Consider the following 15,358-nt stretch of genomic DNA (forward strand, 5'->3'; position numbering starts at 1 on the left):
CTGATCTCCGGCATGCCCACCGCCCGGCTGCGGGCCCGGCTTGTGTCGATGGCGGCCGAACTCGGCATCACCATCGTCGCCGTCGACCCCGCCTACACCAGCCGCTGGGGTGCCCAGCACTGGCAGAAACCCCTCAGCACCAAGAATCGCAAAACCACCCGCCACGACGCGGCCGCCGTGGCGATCGGCAGGCGCGCCCTTGGGCACCCGATCCGGCGACGGACGGCACCGCCCCCTGCTCACCGGAGTGAGTTCGGGATGTCCGGCTGAGCATGAGCCCTGGCACCAGGACTCACTCCCGCTCAGTCTCTAGGAACGGTCGAGCCTCGACCCAGTGGATCGTGGACACGGCAGACTCCTCGGAAGATCGAACGTGAGCGGACGCGCGACGTCACGACGATCACGTCACCGAGGACCATGCCGAGTGTCATCAACTCACCTTTGAAGGCGGTGCGGTGGCCGCATTCAGAATAGGCCGACCGGGCGGAGCGCCACGTCGGACCAGAGAGGCAGAGCCGTGAACACCGAGGACAGCCCGCAGGAACCCGCCGAGCACGCCCGCTTCGCCGCGTATCTGGTCGAGCTGGAACAGGTCGCCGAAGCGGACGAGATGGCGCTGGTCGGCAGGGTCCTCGGCGACCCGGACCGGGTGATGGCCGAGGCTGCGGTGGTGCGGCACCTCGACCGCCGGGCCGCACAACTGTGGCCGGAACCCGCCTGGGAGGAGTGGGCAGCGGCCGTGGGCCGGGTGGTGACCCGGCGGCCTTTCCTGGTCCGGCGCCTGAAGGAGTGGTCCCTGTTCCGAGCCGTTTCCCTTCAACTGCCGTGGAGCTCAGAGGATTTGCTGGCGTCCTCGGACTGGCTCCAGCTCAAGGCGGCGGCCGGAGCGGGCCCCGATGCCCTCGACATCCTCGCCGAGGGCGGCCGGACGAAGAGGATCCGCAATGCCGCCCGGGCGGGCCGCGCGCGCCGGACCGAGGGCTGAAGACCGGACGTCCGGCCGCTTCAGGCCGCGGCCGGCTCGCCGCCCGCCCGGCGCCGGATCACCAGCGCCATCAGCGCCGCCGCCGCGCACAGCGCCCCCGACGCGTACCAGACCACGTCGTACGACCCGAAGGCGTCCCGCGCGACGCCGCCCAGGAAGGCGACGACGGCCGCCCCGACCTGGTGGGAGGCGAGGACCCAGCCGAAGACGATCGCGCTGTCCTCGCCGTAGTGCTCGCGGCACAGGGCGAGGGTGGGCGGGACGGTGGCGACCCAGTCGAGGCCGTAGAAGACGATGAAGAAGATCATCGGCGGGTGGACCGCGGGGCCCAGCAGCAGCGGGAGGAACATCAGCGACACGCCCCGCAGCGCGTAGTACACCGCCAGCAGGCGGCGCGACTCGAAGCGGTCCGTGAACCAGCCGGAGGCGATCGTGCCGACGACGTCGAAGACGCCGATGACCGCGAGCAGGGACGCGGCGGCCTGGACGGGCATGTGCTCGTCGTGGGCCGCGGGGATGAAGTGGGTCTGGATCAGGCCGTTGGTGGAGGCGCCGCAGATCGCGAAGGTGCCGGCGAGCAGCCAGAACGGGCCGGTGCGTACGGCGGAGAGCAGGACGGTCACGGCCCGGCGGGCGGCGCCGGGGACGGGCGGCGGCTTCGGCACGAACTCGGTGGCGCCGTACGGCTTCTGGCCCACGTCCGCGGGGTGGTCGTGCAGCAGGAGCCAGACGAACGGGACGACCGCGAGCGCGGCGAGCGCGACCGTCACGGCGGCCGGGCGCCAGTCGTACCGGTCGATGATCCAGGACAGCAGGGGCAGGAAGATCAGCTGGCCGGAGGCCGAGGCGGCGGTGAGGATGCCGCTGACCAGGCCGCGCCGTTCGGTGAACCAGCGGTTGGTGACGGTCGCCGCGAAGGCCAGTGCCATGGAGCCGGAGCCGAGACCCACCAGCAGGCCCCAGCACAGCATCAGCTGCCAGGCCGCGGTCATCCACACGGTGAGCCAGGAGCCGGCCGCGATCACGGTGAGCGCCACCGCCACGACCCGGCGGATGCCGAAGCGGTCCATCAGGGCCGCCGCGAACGGGGCCGTCAGACCGTACAGCGCGAGATTCACCGAGACAGCGGCGCCGATGGTGCCCCGCGACCAGTCGAACTCGTCGTGCAGCGGGTCGATGAGCAGGCCCGGCACGGAACGGAAGGCGGCGGCTCCGATGATCGTCACGAAGGTGACGGCGGCGACGAACCAGGCACGGTGCACCCGGCCACGGGTCGGCTTCGGCGGCTGCCGCACAGCCGCTGCTTCGGTTGTCTGGGTCACGACATAGAGCTTCCGACCTGCGGCGCGCTCCATCGAGTGGCCCGAAGGCCAGCATTCGTTAGGATCGGGCCATGAGTCGTGAGCCGGAGTTCCGCCCGCACCGGGTCGTCGTCCTCGCCCTCGACGGGCTGCTTCCCTTCGAGCTGGGCATCCCGCACCGCATCTTCGGCCGCCCCAGGGACGCCCGGGGGCGCCTGCTGTACGACGTCGTCACCTGCTCGGTCCGCCCGCCGGGCCCGGTGCGTACCGACGCCGACTTCGCCGTCCAGGTCGAGCACGGCCCCGAGATCCTGGCCACCGCCGACACCGTGATCGTTCCGGCGTCGTACGAACTCGGCCCGGTCTTCGAGCAGGGCGTGCTCACCGGCGAACTGGCCGCCGCCCTGGCTCACATCCGCCCGGGCACCCGGCTCGCCTCGATCTGCACCGGCGTCTACGTCCTCGCCGCCGCCGGTCTCCTCGACGGCCGCCCCGGCACCACGCACTGGGCCGACGCCGACCGCTTCCAGCGGCTCTTCCCGCACATCCGGGTCGACCCCGACGTCCTGTTCATCGACGACGGCGACGTCCTGACCTCCGCCGGCGTCGCGGCCGGCATCGACCTGTGCCTGCACATGGTGCGCCGCGACCACGGCACGGCCGTCGCCAACGAGGTGGCACGCCGCACGGTCGTACCGCCGCACCGCGACGGCGGTCAGGCGCAGTACATCCACCGGCCCGTGCCCGACCCGCAGCAGGCGACCACGACCTCGGCCCGCGCCTGGGCCCTGGGCCGTCTCCACGAGCCGATCCAGCTGCGTGACATGGCGGCGCAGGAGTCCATGTCGGTGCGCACCTTCACCCGCCGCTTCCGTGAGGAGACCGGCGTCAGCCCCGGCCAGTGGCTCACCCAGCAGCGCGTGGAGCGGGCCCGGCAGCTCCTGGAGTCCACCGACCGCTCCGTCGACCAGGTGGCGCGGGAGGCGGGCTTCGGCACGGCCCAGTCGATGCGCCAGCACCTCCAGGCGGCCCTCGGTGTCACGCCCACCGCCTACCGGCGCACCTTCCGTGCGGAGAAGGAAACCGCCGCCTCAGAAGGTGAGGACCGCCCTCAAATGGTGACCACCGCCCTCAGAAGGTGAGCACCGCCCGCGCCACCCGCCCCGCCTCAGCGTCCGCCGCCGCCTTCTCGAAGTCCTCGACCGGGTAGGTCCGGGTGACCAGTTCGTCGAGCAGGAGGCGCCCCCGGCGGTACAGCCCCGCGTACAGGGCGATGTCCCGCTGGGGCCGGGAGGAGCCGTAGCGGCAGCCCAGGATGGACTTGTCGAGGTACATCGAGGAGACGCGGAAGGACGCCTCGGCCGTGGCGGGCGGGACACCGAGGAGGATCGCCTGGCCGTGCCGGTCCAGGGAGTCGATGGCCTGCCGGATCAGCTCGACGCGGCCGACGCACTCGAAGGCGTGGTCCACGCCCGTGGGCAGCAGCTCGCGCACGCCCTCGGCGGACGTCAGGAAGTCGGTCGCGCCGAACCGGCGTGCCGCCTCCTCCTTCGCCGGGTTGGCGTCGACGGCCACGATCCGCCCGGCACCCGCGAGCCGGGCCCCCTGAAGCACGTTCAGGCCGATGCCGCCGGTCCCGATGACCAGGACGCTGTCGCCGCGGTCCACCCGCGCCCGGTTCAGCACGGCGCCCACCCCGGTGAGCACCCCGCATCCGATGAGCGCCGCCGAGGCCGGCGGGATGTCGTCGGGGATCCGGACCGCCTGGACGGCCTTGACGACCGTGCGCTCGGCGAACGCAGAGTTGGACGCGAACTGGTGGACCGGCGAGCCGTCGTGGCGGAACGGCCGGCCCGGGCGTCCGATGGCCTGCCGGCACATGGTCGGCCGGCCCCGGTCGCACTCGGCGCACGTACCGCAGTTCGCCAGGGTGGACAGTGCCACATGGTCACCGGGCGCGACATGGGTGACGCCCCCACCCACCGCCTCCACGACCCCGGCCCCCTCATGGCCCAGCACCACAGGCACGGGGAAGGGTATGGTCCCGTCCACCACCGACAGATCGCTGTGGCACAGCCCTGCCGCCGAGATCGCGACCCGCACCTCGCCCGGCCCCGGCTCGCGCACCTCCAGGTCCGTCACGACCCGGACCTGCTTCCCGTCGAAGATCACGCCTCGCATCACACGGCCCCCTTGGGCTCCCTGGGCAGGCCGAGCACCCGCTCGGCGATGATCGTGCGCTGGATCTGGTCCGAGCCGCCGTAGATCGTGTCGGCCCGGGAGAAGAGGAACAGGTGCTGGGAGGCGTCCAGTTCGTACGGCTCGGAGGCAGACCAGTCGGCGGGGCCCACGGCCGCCCCCGCGCCCCGCACCAGCACCGCCAGCTCCCCGAGCCGCTGGTGCCAGCCGGCCCACAGCAGCTTGGCCACGCTCGGGGCACCCGCGTCACCGGAACCCCCCAGCGTGCGCAGGGCGTTCCAGCGCATCGTCCGCAGCTCGGCCCACTGCCGCACGAGCCGTTCCCGTACGACGGGATCCCGCACGGCGCCCGACGCGACGGCGGCGCGCACCACGCCCGCCAGTTCCTCGGCGAACCCGATCTGCTGGGCCAGCGTGGACACACCCCGTTCGAAGCCGAGCAGGCTCATGGCGACGCGCCAGCCGTTTCCCTCGCCGCCCACGACGTGCTCGGCGTGCGCGCCGTCGAAGAAGACCTCGTTGAAGTCGCTGGTGCCCGTCATCTGGCGGATGGGGCGGACCTCGATCCGGCCGGGCTGGTCCATGGGGACGAGGAGGAAGGTCAGCCCGTGGTGCCGTACCGATCCGGGTCCGGTCCTGGCCAGCACGAAACACCAGTCCGCCTCGTGCGCGAGCGACGTCCAGATCTTCTGCCCGGTGACGCGGTACGTACGGCCGTCCGGCTCGCGCACGGCCGCGGTACGGATCCCGGCCAGGTCCGATCCGGCGCCGGGTTCGCTGTAACCCTGGCACCAGAGTTCCTCGCCGGCGGCGATCGGCGGCAGGAACCGCGACTTCTGCTCGTCGGTGCCGTGGGCGAGGAGCGTGGGCGCGAGCAGGTTCTCCCCGATGTGCCCGGAGCGCGGGGGCGCCGCAGACCGCGCGTACTCCTCGGCCCAGACGACCTGCTGGGTGAGGGTGGCCCGGCGATTGCCGTACCCGTCCCCGTCCCACCCGATCCCGATCCACCCGGCCGCACCGAGAGTCCGTTCCCAAGTGCGGCGGTCGGTCTCGCCCTTGACGTGCGTGGCCAGCCAGTCACGAGCTTCGCTGCGAAACGCGTCGCCCTCCGGCCCGAAGTCGAAGTCCATCAGGGTGCTCCTCTCACCGGCGCCGCAGGGGCGAATCCCCCAAGGGGCGCGGGGAACTGCGCGAACGGCCACACTCCACCCGCACCCGCCCATCCACCCCACTCCCCGAACTACTGGGCGTTCGGCCGCTCCCCCCGCCCCGCCGCCCTCTCCATCTCCCGCACCCGCTCCAGCAAGGGCATCGGATCCACCCCCACCGACCCGGGCAGAAACTCCGCGATCCGCTCCACCGTCCACCCGCCGGAGGCATACGCCGCCCGCAGCTCCCGCGGCTGCGCCCACACCGCGATCTTCGCCCCGGCCACCGTGTACACCTGTCCGGTGATCCCCTCCCGGGAGGCGGCGTCAGACAGCAGGTACACCACCAGCGCGGCGACGTCCTCCGGCTCCCCGATCTCGGCCAGCTCCATCGGCACCCCGGCCGACATCCGGGTCCGCGCGACCGGCGCCACCGCGTTCGCGGTCACCCCGTACTTGTGCAGCCCGAGCGCGGCGCTGCGCACCAGCGAGATGATCCCGCCCTTGGCGGCGCTGTAGTTGGCCTGGGAGACGGACCCCTGGTGGTTGCCGCTGGTGAAGCCGATCAGCGTCCCGGCCCGCTGCTTGCGCATCACCGCGGAGGCCGCCCGGAACACCGTGAACGTGCCCTTCAGATGGGTGGCGACGACCGGGTCCCACTCCTCCTCGGTCATGTTGAACAGCATCCGCTCGCGCAGGATCCCGGCCACGCAGACCACACCGTCCAGCCGCCCGTACGACGCCAGCGCCACCTCGACGACCCGCTGCCCGCCGGCCATCGTGGAGATGTCGTCGGCGACGGCCACCGCCTCCCCGCCCGCGGCCTCGATCTCCTTGACCACGGCCTGGGCGACCTCACTCGTCGGCGAACCCCCGTCGACCGCGACGCCGTAGTCGTTGACCACGACTTTCGCCCCCTCGTCCGCCGCCGCGAGCGCCACCGCGCGGCCGATGCCCCGCCCGGCACCCGTGACGGCGACGACCTTGCCTGCCAAGAAGTTCCCCACGCCCGGCCCCTTCCCGCGCCACGGTTTCTGACGGACCGTTAGATTTACGATCCCCCGAATTCTACGACCCGTCAGATACGGAAAGACAAGCCCCGCGGAGGACTCATGTCGCTGCCGGACGCGTTCCACGACATCGCCAAGCGCGTGAACAACTGGGGCCGTTGGGGAGCCGACGACGAGATCGGCACCCTGAACCTGATCACCGACGAGGTCGTCAGACAGGCCGCGGCGACCGTCCGCACCGGCCGGCGCGTCCCCCTCGCACTGCCCCTCCAGCAGGACGGCGTGCAGACCGGCATGATCCCCGGCCGCGTCAACCCCCTGCACGCCATGGTGCAGATCAACCAGGAGATCTTCGGCCCGGGCACGGTCGCGTGCAGCGACGACGTCGTGACCATGGGCCTCCAGGCGGCCACCCACTGGGACGCCCTGCCCCACGTCTCGCACTCGGGCCGGCTCTACAACGGCCGCTCCGCCCACACCGTCACCGCACACGGCGGCGCCGGGTTCAGCGGCATCGGCACGGTCCGGCACGTCGTCTCGCGCGGGGTGCTGCTGGACGTCGCCCGGGCCCGCGGCACGGACCGGCTCGACGGCGGGTACGCCGTCACGCCCGAGGACCTGGACGCCGCCGAGGAACTGGCCGGCACGCGGGTGCGGGCGGGGGACATCGTGCTCGTGCGGACCGGGCAGATCCAGGCGTGCCTGGCCGGGGACCGGCACGGCTACGCGTACCCCTCGCCGGGGCTGTCGATCCGGACACCGGAGTGGTTCCACGCGCGCGATGTCGCGGCCGTCGCCAACGACACCCTGACCTTCGAGGTGTTCCCGCCCGAGGTGGAGGATCTCTGGCTGCCGGTGCACGCCCTCGATCTCGTGGAGATGGGCATGCCACAGGGCCAGAACTGGAATCTCGAAAAGTTGTCCACAGCCTGTGGAGAAGCCGGGCGGTATGCGTTCCTGCTGACCGCGACCCCGGAGCCGTTCACCGGGGCGACCGGCTCTCCGGTGGCTCCCGTCGCCGTCCTGTAGGCCCCCGGTCCCGCCGCCAGACGCCCGGCGGACCGGTGCGACCGGGCCGCCACCCGCAGCACCGGCCGGGCCGCCATCCGCTCCAGCTGGATGGCGGCGCCGCGCTGCCCGCCCCGAGCACGGCAGCGCGCGCCGCCACCCGACTCCGGCGCTCCCGCCCCGGCTCCCCGCCCCTGTAGGGAGCCGACGCCGAATCACGACTCACACTCGCCGAGGGCTGCCGTCCACCGAAGCCCTCGTCGTCCCCTCACGGCGAATCGCTGCCCACCAGCGTGAGCAAACGGTCACGACGCGTCAACAGGAGTTCGGAGAAATGTCCCTTAGGCGGCTTTTGCCGCAGGCGCGCACGGAAGCACGTCCCGGCGCATCGCCGCATGCCTTGCCGAAAGCCGCCGACCCGCCGTGCATCCGTGCCCCGGCCCCGCCGCACGAACCCGCGGCATGTGCCGCCGTACACCACGCCCGGCTGCAACGGGCGGTGGCGCTAAACCGCCTCGTACGCCAGCCCCTCGTAAGCCGCCCCGCCGCACGCCACCGCGCCGCCTCCGCACGACGCCGTGAGGTCCGGGGATTTCGCGCACCGGTCCACCTCGCACCAGATGCGCTTGCCGGTGGCCTCGACGCTCCAGCCCCAGCGGTCGGCGAGGCCGTCGACGAGCGCCAGGCCCCGGCCGCCGGTCGCGTCGTCGCCGGCGCACCGGGGCACGGGGGCCCGGCCGCTGCGGTCCGCGACCTCCAGACGGACCGTGGCCTCCTCCGTCACCACGTGCGGCAGGGACAGCCGCAGGACGGCGGGACGGCCGGTGTGCACCACGGCGTTGGTGACGAGCTCGGAGACGAGCAGGATCAGCGTCTCGGCGAGGGGTTCGTCGGCCTGTATGCCGGACCCGGCCAGGCGGGAGCGGGCCCACCGCCGGGCCCGCCCCACTTCTGCGGGGTCGGGCCGGATCTCCAGCTGCACTTGAAGCACCTGCACCGCTCACACCATCCGAACCGGCGGACACTTAGGCTCGCGCCTCACGAGGGCCACGATCGTAGCCATTTTCTGCATGGCCAGAACAACGGCCGGGACAAGGATCACGCAACGTGAATCCCTTGTGGGACAGCATGGTTGACGTACAGTCACGCCAACAAGCGCTTCGGGCATATTCCAGCGCGAAGGAGTACCCGTGCGGCATACTGTGCGACGCTCGCCGCGGGCAGTCGAACAGGCGGCGCCACGGGGTCGCACTGCGCTCGGAGCCACTCGCATTCGACACAAGGTACCGGAGCGGGCAATCGACTCCAGGCCGTAACGAGTCACGCTGAGGACACAAGCCGGTATCAACGCTCCGTAATTCCGGTATGCCACGATCCATGACATCCCCAGGAGTGGTTCCGGCGATACCGCAGCCAGACGGCCCGTCAGGCCGTCTCTGGCGTCAGAGCCGCCGCGAGCAGCTCCTCACTCTCAGTGATTCCGCCCGCACGTTGGGTTCGAACCCATGCGCGTTTCAGATGCAGATGGACCTCGGACTCCCAGGTGAAGCCCATCCCGCCGTGTACCTGGAGGCAGTCGCGGGCGCCGCGCACGGCGGCCTCGTCGGCGAGGATCCGGGCCGCGGCGATGTCGGCCGGGTCGGCGGTCACGGCGGCCGCGTACACCGCGGCGCGGGCCGTCTCCGCGCGGACCAAGATCCCCGCGCAGAGATGCGCCACCGCCTGGAAGGCACCGATGGGCCGTCCGAACTGTTCGCGCGCCCGGGCGTGTTGCGCCGCCAGTTCGCAGACGCGGCCGGCCGTGCCGAGTTGCTCGGCGGCGGTGAGCAGGATCGCGACGGGGTCGGGGTCGGGCCGCCCGGCGGGCACGCGGTGCAGGGGCGTCAGCGGGTCGAGCGAGCGCAGCGGCACGGCCCCGGTGGTGTCCCCGCGTACGGCGTCCGCCTCCGCCAGCCACTCCACGAGCCCGCCGTCCACGGCCGCCACCACCGTCTCCCCGGTGGCCGCACCCGGTACGGCACCGGCCGCGAGGTGGGTGGCGACGAGCGGCCCGGGCAGCAGCGCACGCCCCGCCTCCTCGAACACCAACACGGCCTCCGCGAGCCCGAGTCCGACCCCGCCGTCCGTCTCCGGCACCCGCAGGTCGAAGAACCCGAGGTCGCCGAGGGCCCGCCACAGCCCCCGGTCGAGCCGCGGCGCCCCGGCCGCACGCCCCGCAGCTGTCCGGGCGGTCCCCCCAGGACCCCCGGCACGCCCGGCCCCCGCACTCCCGCCGTCGCCACCGGCCGCTGCCGCACGGGCCACGCCCGCACCACCCCCGCCCGCCCCGGAACGCCCCGGCTGCGCACCGCCGGTACGGGCACCGCCCATACCGGCGGCACCGTCCATACCGGCGGCACCGTCCATATCGGCAGCACCGCCCCCGTCGGCCTCCTCCACCGCCGCCCGCAGCGCCCGGCCGTCGAACCGCCGTGCCAGCGCCTCGCGCACCCCGTCCCGCAGTGCCCGCTGGTCGTCCGTCAGCCGGAACCGCACGGCGCTCACCGTCCCTTCGGCAGGCCGAGGATGCGCTCGGCGATGATGCTGTGCTGGACCTGCGAGGTGCCGGCCGCGATGGTGTACGCCAGGGCGGAGAGCCGGTCGGGGGTCCACGGCCGGTCCAGGTCGAGGCAGTCGGGGCCCAGTACCTCCGCGGCGGCGTCGTAGAGCTCCTGGCGGGCGTGCGAGTAACGGAGCTTGAAGACCGAGCCGCCCGTGTCCGGTACTCCGCCCGAGGCCTCGGCCGCGCTCACGTTCCACTGCGTGAGCCGCCACAGCGCCCGGAACTCCGCGTTGAGCCTGCCCAGCCGGCGCCTGAGGGCCGGGTCGTCCCAGCGACCGTTCTTGCGGGCCTCGACGGCCAGTTCGGCGAGGACCCGGCGGCAGGCGACGACCTCGCCCGCGAAGGCCGTGCCCCGCTCGAAGGACAGCGTCACCATGGTCACGCGCCAGCCGTCGTCCTCGTCCCCGACCCGGTTGGCCACCGGCACCCGCACCTCGTCCAGGAACACCTCGGCGAACTCGGCGGGCCCGGCGAGCGTGCGCAGCGGCCGTACGGTGATGCCGGGCGCGTCCATGGGCAGGGCGAGCCAGGTGATGCCGCGGTGCTTCGGGGCGGCCGGGCCGGTGCGGACCAACAGCTCACACCAGTCGGCGACTTCGGCGTGCGAGGTCCAGATCTTGGAGCCGGTCACCACGTAGTCGTCGCCGTCGCGCCGCGCGCGGGTGCGCAGGGCCGCGAGGTCGGACCCGGCCTCCGGTTCGCTGAAGCCCTGGCACCAGACCTCCTCGCCGCGCAGGATCGGCGGCAGCCAGCGCGCCCGCTGGGCGTCCGTGCCCTCGGCGGCGATGGTCGGCCCGGCGTGCAGCAGGCCCACGAAGTTGGCACCCACGTAGGGCGCTCCGGCCTTCTCGGTCTCCTCCAGGAAGATCAGGCGGACGCTCGGGGTGGCGTCCCAGTGGACGCCGGCGTATCCGGCCTCGTACAGCCTGCGCTGCCAGCCGAGGTCGTACGCCCGCCGACCCGGCCAGTCGTCGGGGGACGGCCTGGGCGGGAGACCGGGGAGCGTGCGCCCGAGCCACTCCCGCAGCCGGGCCCGGAACTCCTCCTCCTCGGGCGTGTACGACAGGTCCATCAGCGGTCGAGGTCCAGGTCCAGCATCCGGATGGCGTTGCCGCGCATCAACTTGTACACCGTCTCGTCGTCGAGGCCCTTGACGTGGTCGAGGGCGACCTCCTTGGTGTGCGGGAAGGTCGAGTCGACGTGCGGGTAGTCGGTCTCGAAGGTGGCGTTGTCCCGGCCGACCACGTCGATCGAGGCCACGCCGTGCTTGTCGCGGAAGAAGCAGCAGAACATCTGCCGGTAGTAGTAGGTCGACGGCGGCTCGGGGACGGTGTCGCGGACGCCACCCCAGGCGCGGTGCTCCTCCCAGACGTCGTCGGCGCGCTCCAGGGCGTACGGGATCCAGCCCATCTGGCCCTCGGAGTAGGCGAGTTTGAGGCGCGGGAACTTCACCAGGACCCCGCTGAAGAGGAAGTCCATCATCGAGGCCATCGCGTTGTTGAAGCTGAGCGAGGCCTGGACGGCGGGCGGTGCGTCCGGGGAGGCGGCCGGCATCTGGGAGGACGATCCGATGTGCATGTTCACGACCGTCCCGGTCTCCTCGCAGACCGCGAAGAACGGGTCCCAGTAGCCGGAGTGGATGGACGGCAGCCCGAGGTGGGTGGGGATCTCCGAGAAGGTCACCGCCCGCACTCCTCGTGCGGCGTTGCGGCGGATCTCCGCGACGGCCAGGCCGATGTCCCACAGCGGGATCAGGCACAGCGGGATGAGCCGCCCGCCGCTGTCGCCGCACCACTCCTCGACCATCCAGTCGTTGTAGGCCCGCACGCAGGCCAGAGCGACCTCCTTGTCGTGCGCCTCGGCGAAGGTCTGGCCGCAGAAGCGCGGGAAGCTGGGGAAGCACAGACTCGCCTCGACGTGGTTGAGGTCCATGTCCTTCAGGCGTTCCTTCGGGTCCCAGCAGCCGGGCCGCATCTCCTCGCGGGTGATGCCCTCCAGGGTCATCGCGTCCCGGTCGAAGCCGACGGCGGCGATGTTGCGCTTGTACGGGAACTTCAGATCCTCGTAGACCCACCAGTCGGTGGGCTGGCCGTCCGGGTCCATGGTGATCCGGTACTTGCCGCCGACGTAGGCGAGTTCACCGATCCCGGCGGTCAGCGGCCTCGGGCCGCGCTCGCGGTACTTGGCCGGCAGCCAGGTGTCGAAGAGGTGGGCGGGCTCGATCACGTGGTCGTCGACGCTGATGATGCGGGGCAGTTCGGTCGCCATGGGTCCCCTCCGCCGGACGGTACTTATCTGATGCAGCGTCAGATAGCATCCCACCTGACGACCCGTCAGCCAAGCAGCAGGGGGCAGTCGTGAACGAGACCCCGCACACCCTGAGTTCGTCCCGCACCCTGTGGGACCTGGTCACCCGCCGCGCGGCCCTCACGCCCGACCGCCCGCTCTTCCTCCAGGACGACCGGTCGCTGGCCTTCGGGGCGCTGCGCGCGCGTGCCGAGCGGGTCGCGGCCGGGCTGTACGGCATGGGTGTGCGCCACGGCACGGTGGTCGCCTGGCAGCTGCCCACCCGCATCGAGACGGCCGTGCTGTCCTTCGCCCTGGCCCGGCTCGGCGCCGTGCAGACGCCGGTGATCCCCTTCTACCGGGACCGCGAGGTCGGCTTCGCCCTGCGCGAGTCCAAGGCGGAGTTCTTCGCGGTGCCCGGCACCTGGCGCGGCTTCGACCACGGCGCGATGGCCCGGCGGCTGGGCGCGAGGGGCGTCTTCGAGGCCTACGACGACCTGCCCGACGGCGATCCGTCCCTCCTGCCTCCCCCGCCCTCCGACGGCACCGCCGTCCGCTGGATCTACTGGACGTCCGGTACGACCTCCGACCCCAAGGGCGTGCTGCACACGGACCGTTCACTGCTCGCGGGCGGCTCCTGCCTGGCGCACGCGCTGCGCCCCTCGGCGGACGACGTGGGCTCGATCGCCTTCCCGTACGCCCACATCGGCGGACCCGACTACACGGTGATGCTGCTGCTGTACGGCTTCCCGGCGGTGCTGTTCGAGCAGTTCGCGCTGCCGGACGCGCTGGCGGCGTACCGCGCGCACGGGGTGACGATGGCGGGCGGGTCGACGGCGTTCTACTCAATGTTCCTGGCGGAGCAGCGCAAGCAGCCGGGAGAGCCGGTGGTGCCGTCGCTGCGGCTGCTGGCGGGCGGCGGGGCGCCCAATCCGCCGGAGCTGTACCACGCCGTGGTGCGGGAGATGGGCGTGCAGCTCACCCACGGGTACGGCATGACCGAGGTGCCGATGATCACCATGGGCGACCCGGACGACACTCCCGAGCTGCTGGCGGCGACCGAGGGGCGGCCGCCGGAGGGGATGGAGATCCGGGTCGTGGACGGCGAGGTGCGGTTGCGCGGGGAGGCCGTGTGCCGGGGGTATCTGGACCCGGGGCAGACGGCGGAGGCCTTCGACGAGGAGGGCTACCTGCGCACAGGCGACCTCGGACACCTGACGGAGACCGGGCACCTGGTCCTCACCGGCCGGCTCAAGGACGTCATCATCCGCAAGGGCGAGAACATCTCGGCCCAGGAGATCGAGGACCTGCTGCACCGGCATCCGGCGGTCGGGGACGTCGCGGTGATCGGACTGCCGGACGCGGCGCGCGGGGAGCTGGTGTGCGCGGTGGTGGAACAGCCCCCGGACACCGAGGCGTTGACGCTCGACACCCTGACCGCCTTCCTGCGCGCCGAGGGACTGTCGGTGCACAAGCTCCCGGAGCGGCTGGAGATCGTGGACGCCCTCCCACGGGGCGAAACCCTGCGAAAGGTACTGAAGTACAAACTCCGCGCCCGCTACTCCCCCACGTGACCCTTCAGAGCCACGGGGAACTGCGCGAACAACCACGGACGGCCCGCAGCCGCCCGCCCGAGAACAACCTCCGCGGCGCGGACGCGTGGCCCTACTCGGGCACGGTGAAGTAGCGGGCGAAGGCGGGGACGACCTCGGCCTCGCCGACCTTGCCGTCACCGTCCGCGTCGAGCGCGGCGGCGGCCGGCCCGGCGAGGTCCTCCGGTACACCGAGGCACTTCAGGACGCGACCCGCCTCCTCGACCGTCAAGGCGCCGTCCCCGTCGGTGTCGGCGACGTCCAGGGCCGCGTGCAGGAAGGGGCGGGCGATCTCGGCGAACCGGTCGGGATTGTCGCGCAGACGCTTGACCGCGCCGTTGACGAACTCCTGGCGCGTGATGCGCTGGTCGCCGTCGCGGTCCGCCATCCCGGCCATGCCCTGCCAGAAGGCCTCGGCGCCGCCGTACAGCGCCTGCCCCTTGTCGGACCGGGCCGTCACGGCGAACTCCGTGAGCAGCGCCTTGGCCGCGCCGTAGAAGTCCTCGCGGTCGATGTAGCCGTTGCCGTCCTGGTCGAAGGTGGCGAACCGGGCGGCGATCCTGCGCTCGTACTCGCTGCTGACCATGTCTCTTTCGGGCCGCCTTACGTCGGGTGGGGTGCGTCTCGGTCGGAGCGTACGACGGAGGGAGCCGTTCGGGCGCGGGAAAACGTCACTTGTGCCAAGACCGGGGGAATTCCGGGACAACGGCGTGTCGGAACGGCAACACTCCGTCTACCGTGCGTCATCGCGACGTCACGCGGAGAGGGGTTCGCCCTCGTCGCCGAGGGCCGCGTCCACATCGCCGTACACGTCGAACAGCCTGCGGACGCCCAGCGCGCCGAGGACCCGGTTGACGTGGGACCCGTCGGCCGCACCCCGGGCGGGCAGCACGAGGCGCAGCCGGCCCTGACAGGAGCGGATCAGGCGGCGGGCCGCGATGAGCACGCCAACGCCGCTGGAGTCGCAGAAGAACACCTCGGACAGATCCAGGACGAGACAGTGGTGCCCCTCGGCCACCACGTCGTGCACGCGCTGACGCAGCACCGGTGAGGTCACCAGATCGAGCTCGCCGGACACCTGGAGCACGGCCCATTCGCCCTGCTCGCCGCCGGTCACTATGAAGGTCACCACCACGCCCCTCGCTCGCCAAAACGGAAGCAGTCCCTACGCTTCCTTGCAGCGCGGCTGCCCAGCGGCAGTTCCCTGAAACACAACCCGGAAAACGG

The 15,358-nt window shown here is 72.3% G+C and carries 14 protein-coding genes and 1 pseudogene; 5 read left to right on the forward strand and 10 right to left on the reverse strand.

Going from position 1 to position 15,358, the window contains the following annotated elements; genetic code table 11:
• Positions 1-270: pseudogene (locus tag OO68_RS29080) on the forward strand (IS200/IS605 family accessory protein TnpB-related protein); the annotation flags it as partial.
• A 247-nt stretch (positions 271-517) separates the two neighbouring features.
• Entirely contained in the window at positions 518-985 is a 468-nt protein-coding gene (locus tag OO68_RS29085; RefSeq protein ID WP_033312156.1) for a hypothetical protein, read from the forward strand.
• Positions 986-1,005: 20 nt separating this feature from the next.
• Here OO68_RS29085 and OO68_RS29090 read toward each other — a convergent pair whose 3' ends face one another.
• Positions 1,006-2,307 (reverse strand): MFS transporter, encoded by a 1,302-nt coding sequence (locus tag OO68_RS29090; RefSeq protein WP_033312395.1) that lies wholly within the window; start codon positions 2,305-2,307, stop codon positions 1,006-1,008.
• A gap of 71 nt (positions 2,308-2,378) precedes the next feature.
• On the opposite strand from OO68_RS29090, the gene OO68_RS29095 reads away from it, so the two are divergent.
• Positions 2,379-3,428: a GlxA family transcriptional regulator gene (locus OO68_RS29095; protein ID WP_051814847.1), complete on the forward strand. Its 1,050-nt coding sequence runs from the start codon at positions 2,379-2,381 to the stop codon at positions 3,426-3,428.
• Here OO68_RS29095 and OO68_RS29100 read toward each other — a convergent pair.
• From OO68_RS29100 to OO68_RS29110, 3 genes are all read right to left on the reverse strand, one after another.
• Entirely contained in the window at positions 3,418-4,467 is a 1,050-nt protein-coding gene (locus OO68_RS29100; RefSeq protein WP_033312157.1) for a Zn-dependent alcohol dehydrogenase, read from the reverse strand. The two genes, OO68_RS29095 and OO68_RS29100, sit on opposite strands and share 11 nt — an antisense overlap.
• On the reverse strand, positions 4,467-5,615 hold the full coding sequence (locus OO68_RS29105) for an acyl-CoA dehydrogenase family protein (RefSeq protein WP_033312158.1): 1,149 nt from the start codon (positions 5,613-5,615) through the stop codon (positions 4,467-4,469). Before OO68_RS29105 ends, OO68_RS29100 begins: the two co-directional genes overlap by 1 nt.
• Positions 5,616-5,725: 110 nt before the next feature.
• Positions 5,726-6,640, reverse strand: coding sequence for an SDR family NAD(P)-dependent oxidoreductase (locus OO68_RS29110; protein ID WP_033312159.1), 915 nt, complete (start codon positions 6,638-6,640; stop codon positions 5,726-5,728).
• A gap of 105 nt (positions 6,641-6,745) precedes the next feature.
• Here OO68_RS29110 and OO68_RS29115 point away from each other — a divergent pair, with 105 nt between their 5' ends.
• Positions 6,746-7,672: a cyclase family protein gene (locus OO68_RS29115; RefSeq protein WP_033312160.1), complete on the forward strand. Its 927-nt coding sequence runs from the start codon at positions 6,746-6,748 to the stop codon at positions 7,670-7,672.
• Positions 7,673-8,156: 484 nt separating this feature from the next.
• Here the strand turns inward: OO68_RS29115 and OO68_RS29120 are convergent, their stop codons facing one another.
• From OO68_RS29120 to OO68_RS29135, 4 genes are all read right to left on the reverse strand, one after another.
• Positions 8,157-8,633, reverse strand: coding sequence for an ATP-binding protein (locus OO68_RS29120; RefSeq protein ID WP_033312161.1), 477 nt, complete (start codon positions 8,631-8,633; stop codon positions 8,157-8,159).
• Between the two features lie 443 nt (positions 8,634-9,076).
• The gene (locus OO68_RS29125; RefSeq protein WP_078625535.1) at positions 9,077-10,021 is read right to left on the reverse strand and encodes an acyl-CoA dehydrogenase family protein; all 945 of its coding nucleotides are present in this window, start codon (positions 10,019-10,021) and stop codon (positions 9,077-9,079) included.
• Between the two features lie 170 nt (positions 10,022-10,191).
• The gene (locus OO68_RS29130) at positions 10,192-11,325 is read right to left on the reverse strand and encodes an acyl-CoA dehydrogenase family protein (RefSeq protein WP_033312162.1); all 1,134 of its coding nucleotides are present in this window, start codon (positions 11,323-11,325) and stop codon (positions 10,192-10,194) included.
• A complete protein-coding gene (locus OO68_RS29135) occupies positions 11,325-12,521 on the reverse strand; it encodes an amidohydrolase family protein (protein ID WP_033312163.1) in 1,197 nt (398 codons plus the stop codon). Before OO68_RS29135 ends, OO68_RS29130 begins: the two co-directional genes overlap by 1 nt.
• 89 nt (positions 12,522-12,610) lie before the next feature.
• On the opposite strand from OO68_RS29135, the gene OO68_RS29140 reads away from it, so the two are divergent.
• A complete protein-coding gene (locus OO68_RS29140; RefSeq protein ID WP_033312164.1) occupies positions 12,611-14,113 on the forward strand; it encodes a class I adenylate-forming enzyme family protein in 1,503 nt (500 codons plus the stop codon).
• A 91-nt stretch (positions 14,114-14,204) separates the two neighbouring features.
• Here the strand turns inward: OO68_RS29140 and OO68_RS29145 are convergent, their stop codons facing one another.
• Complete coding sequence (locus OO68_RS29145; protein WP_033312165.1) at positions 14,205-14,717, reverse strand: EF-hand domain-containing protein; 513 nt, start codon at positions 14,715-14,717, stop codon at positions 14,205-14,207.
• Positions 14,718-14,885: 168 nt separating this feature from the next.
• Positions 14,886-15,266 (reverse strand): STAS domain-containing protein, encoded by a 381-nt coding sequence (locus OO68_RS29150; protein ID WP_033312166.1) that lies wholly within the window; start codon positions 15,264-15,266, stop codon positions 14,886-14,888.
• Between the last annotated feature and the right edge of the window lie 92 nt (positions 15,267-15,358).

Origin of the sequence: Streptomyces iakyrus (assembly GCF_000717055.1) — a bacterium.
GTDB lineage: Bacteria > Actinomycetota > Actinomycetes > Streptomycetales > Streptomycetaceae > Streptomyces > Streptomyces iakyrus.

Bases quoted from the DNA above. Each gene is read 5' to 3' on its own strand.
- OO68_RS29135 (WP_033312163.1), bottom strand. From the start codon at position 12,521: ATGGCGACCGAACTGCCCCGCATCATCAGCGTCGACGACCACGTGATC.
- OO68_RS29100 (WP_033312157.1), bottom strand. From the start codon at position 4,467: ATGCGAGGCGTGATCTTCGACGGGAAGCAGGTCCGGGTCGTGACGGAC.
- OO68_RS29105 (WP_033312158.1), bottom strand. From the start codon at position 5,615: ATGGACTTCGACTTCGGGCCGGAGGGCGACGCGTTTCGCAGCGAAGCT.
- OO68_RS29125 (WP_078625535.1), bottom strand. From the start codon at position 10,021: ATGGGCGGTGCCCGTACCGGCGGTGCGCAGCCGGGGCGTTCCGGGGCG.
- OO68_RS29115 (WP_033312160.1), top strand. From the start codon at position 6,746: ATGTCGCTGCCGGACGCGTTCCACGACATCGCCAAGCGCGTGAACAAC.
- OO68_RS29145 (WP_033312165.1), bottom strand. From the start codon at position 14,717: ATGGTCAGCAGCGAGTACGAGCGCAGGATCGCCGCCCGGTTCGCCACC.
- OO68_RS29095 (WP_051814847.1), top strand. From the start codon at position 2,379: ATGAGTCGTGAGCCGGAGTTCCGCCCGCACCGGGTCGTCGTCCTCGCC.
- OO68_RS29130 (WP_033312162.1), bottom strand. From the start codon at position 11,325: ATGGACCTGTCGTACACGCCCGAGGAGGAGGAGTTCCGGGCCCGGCTG.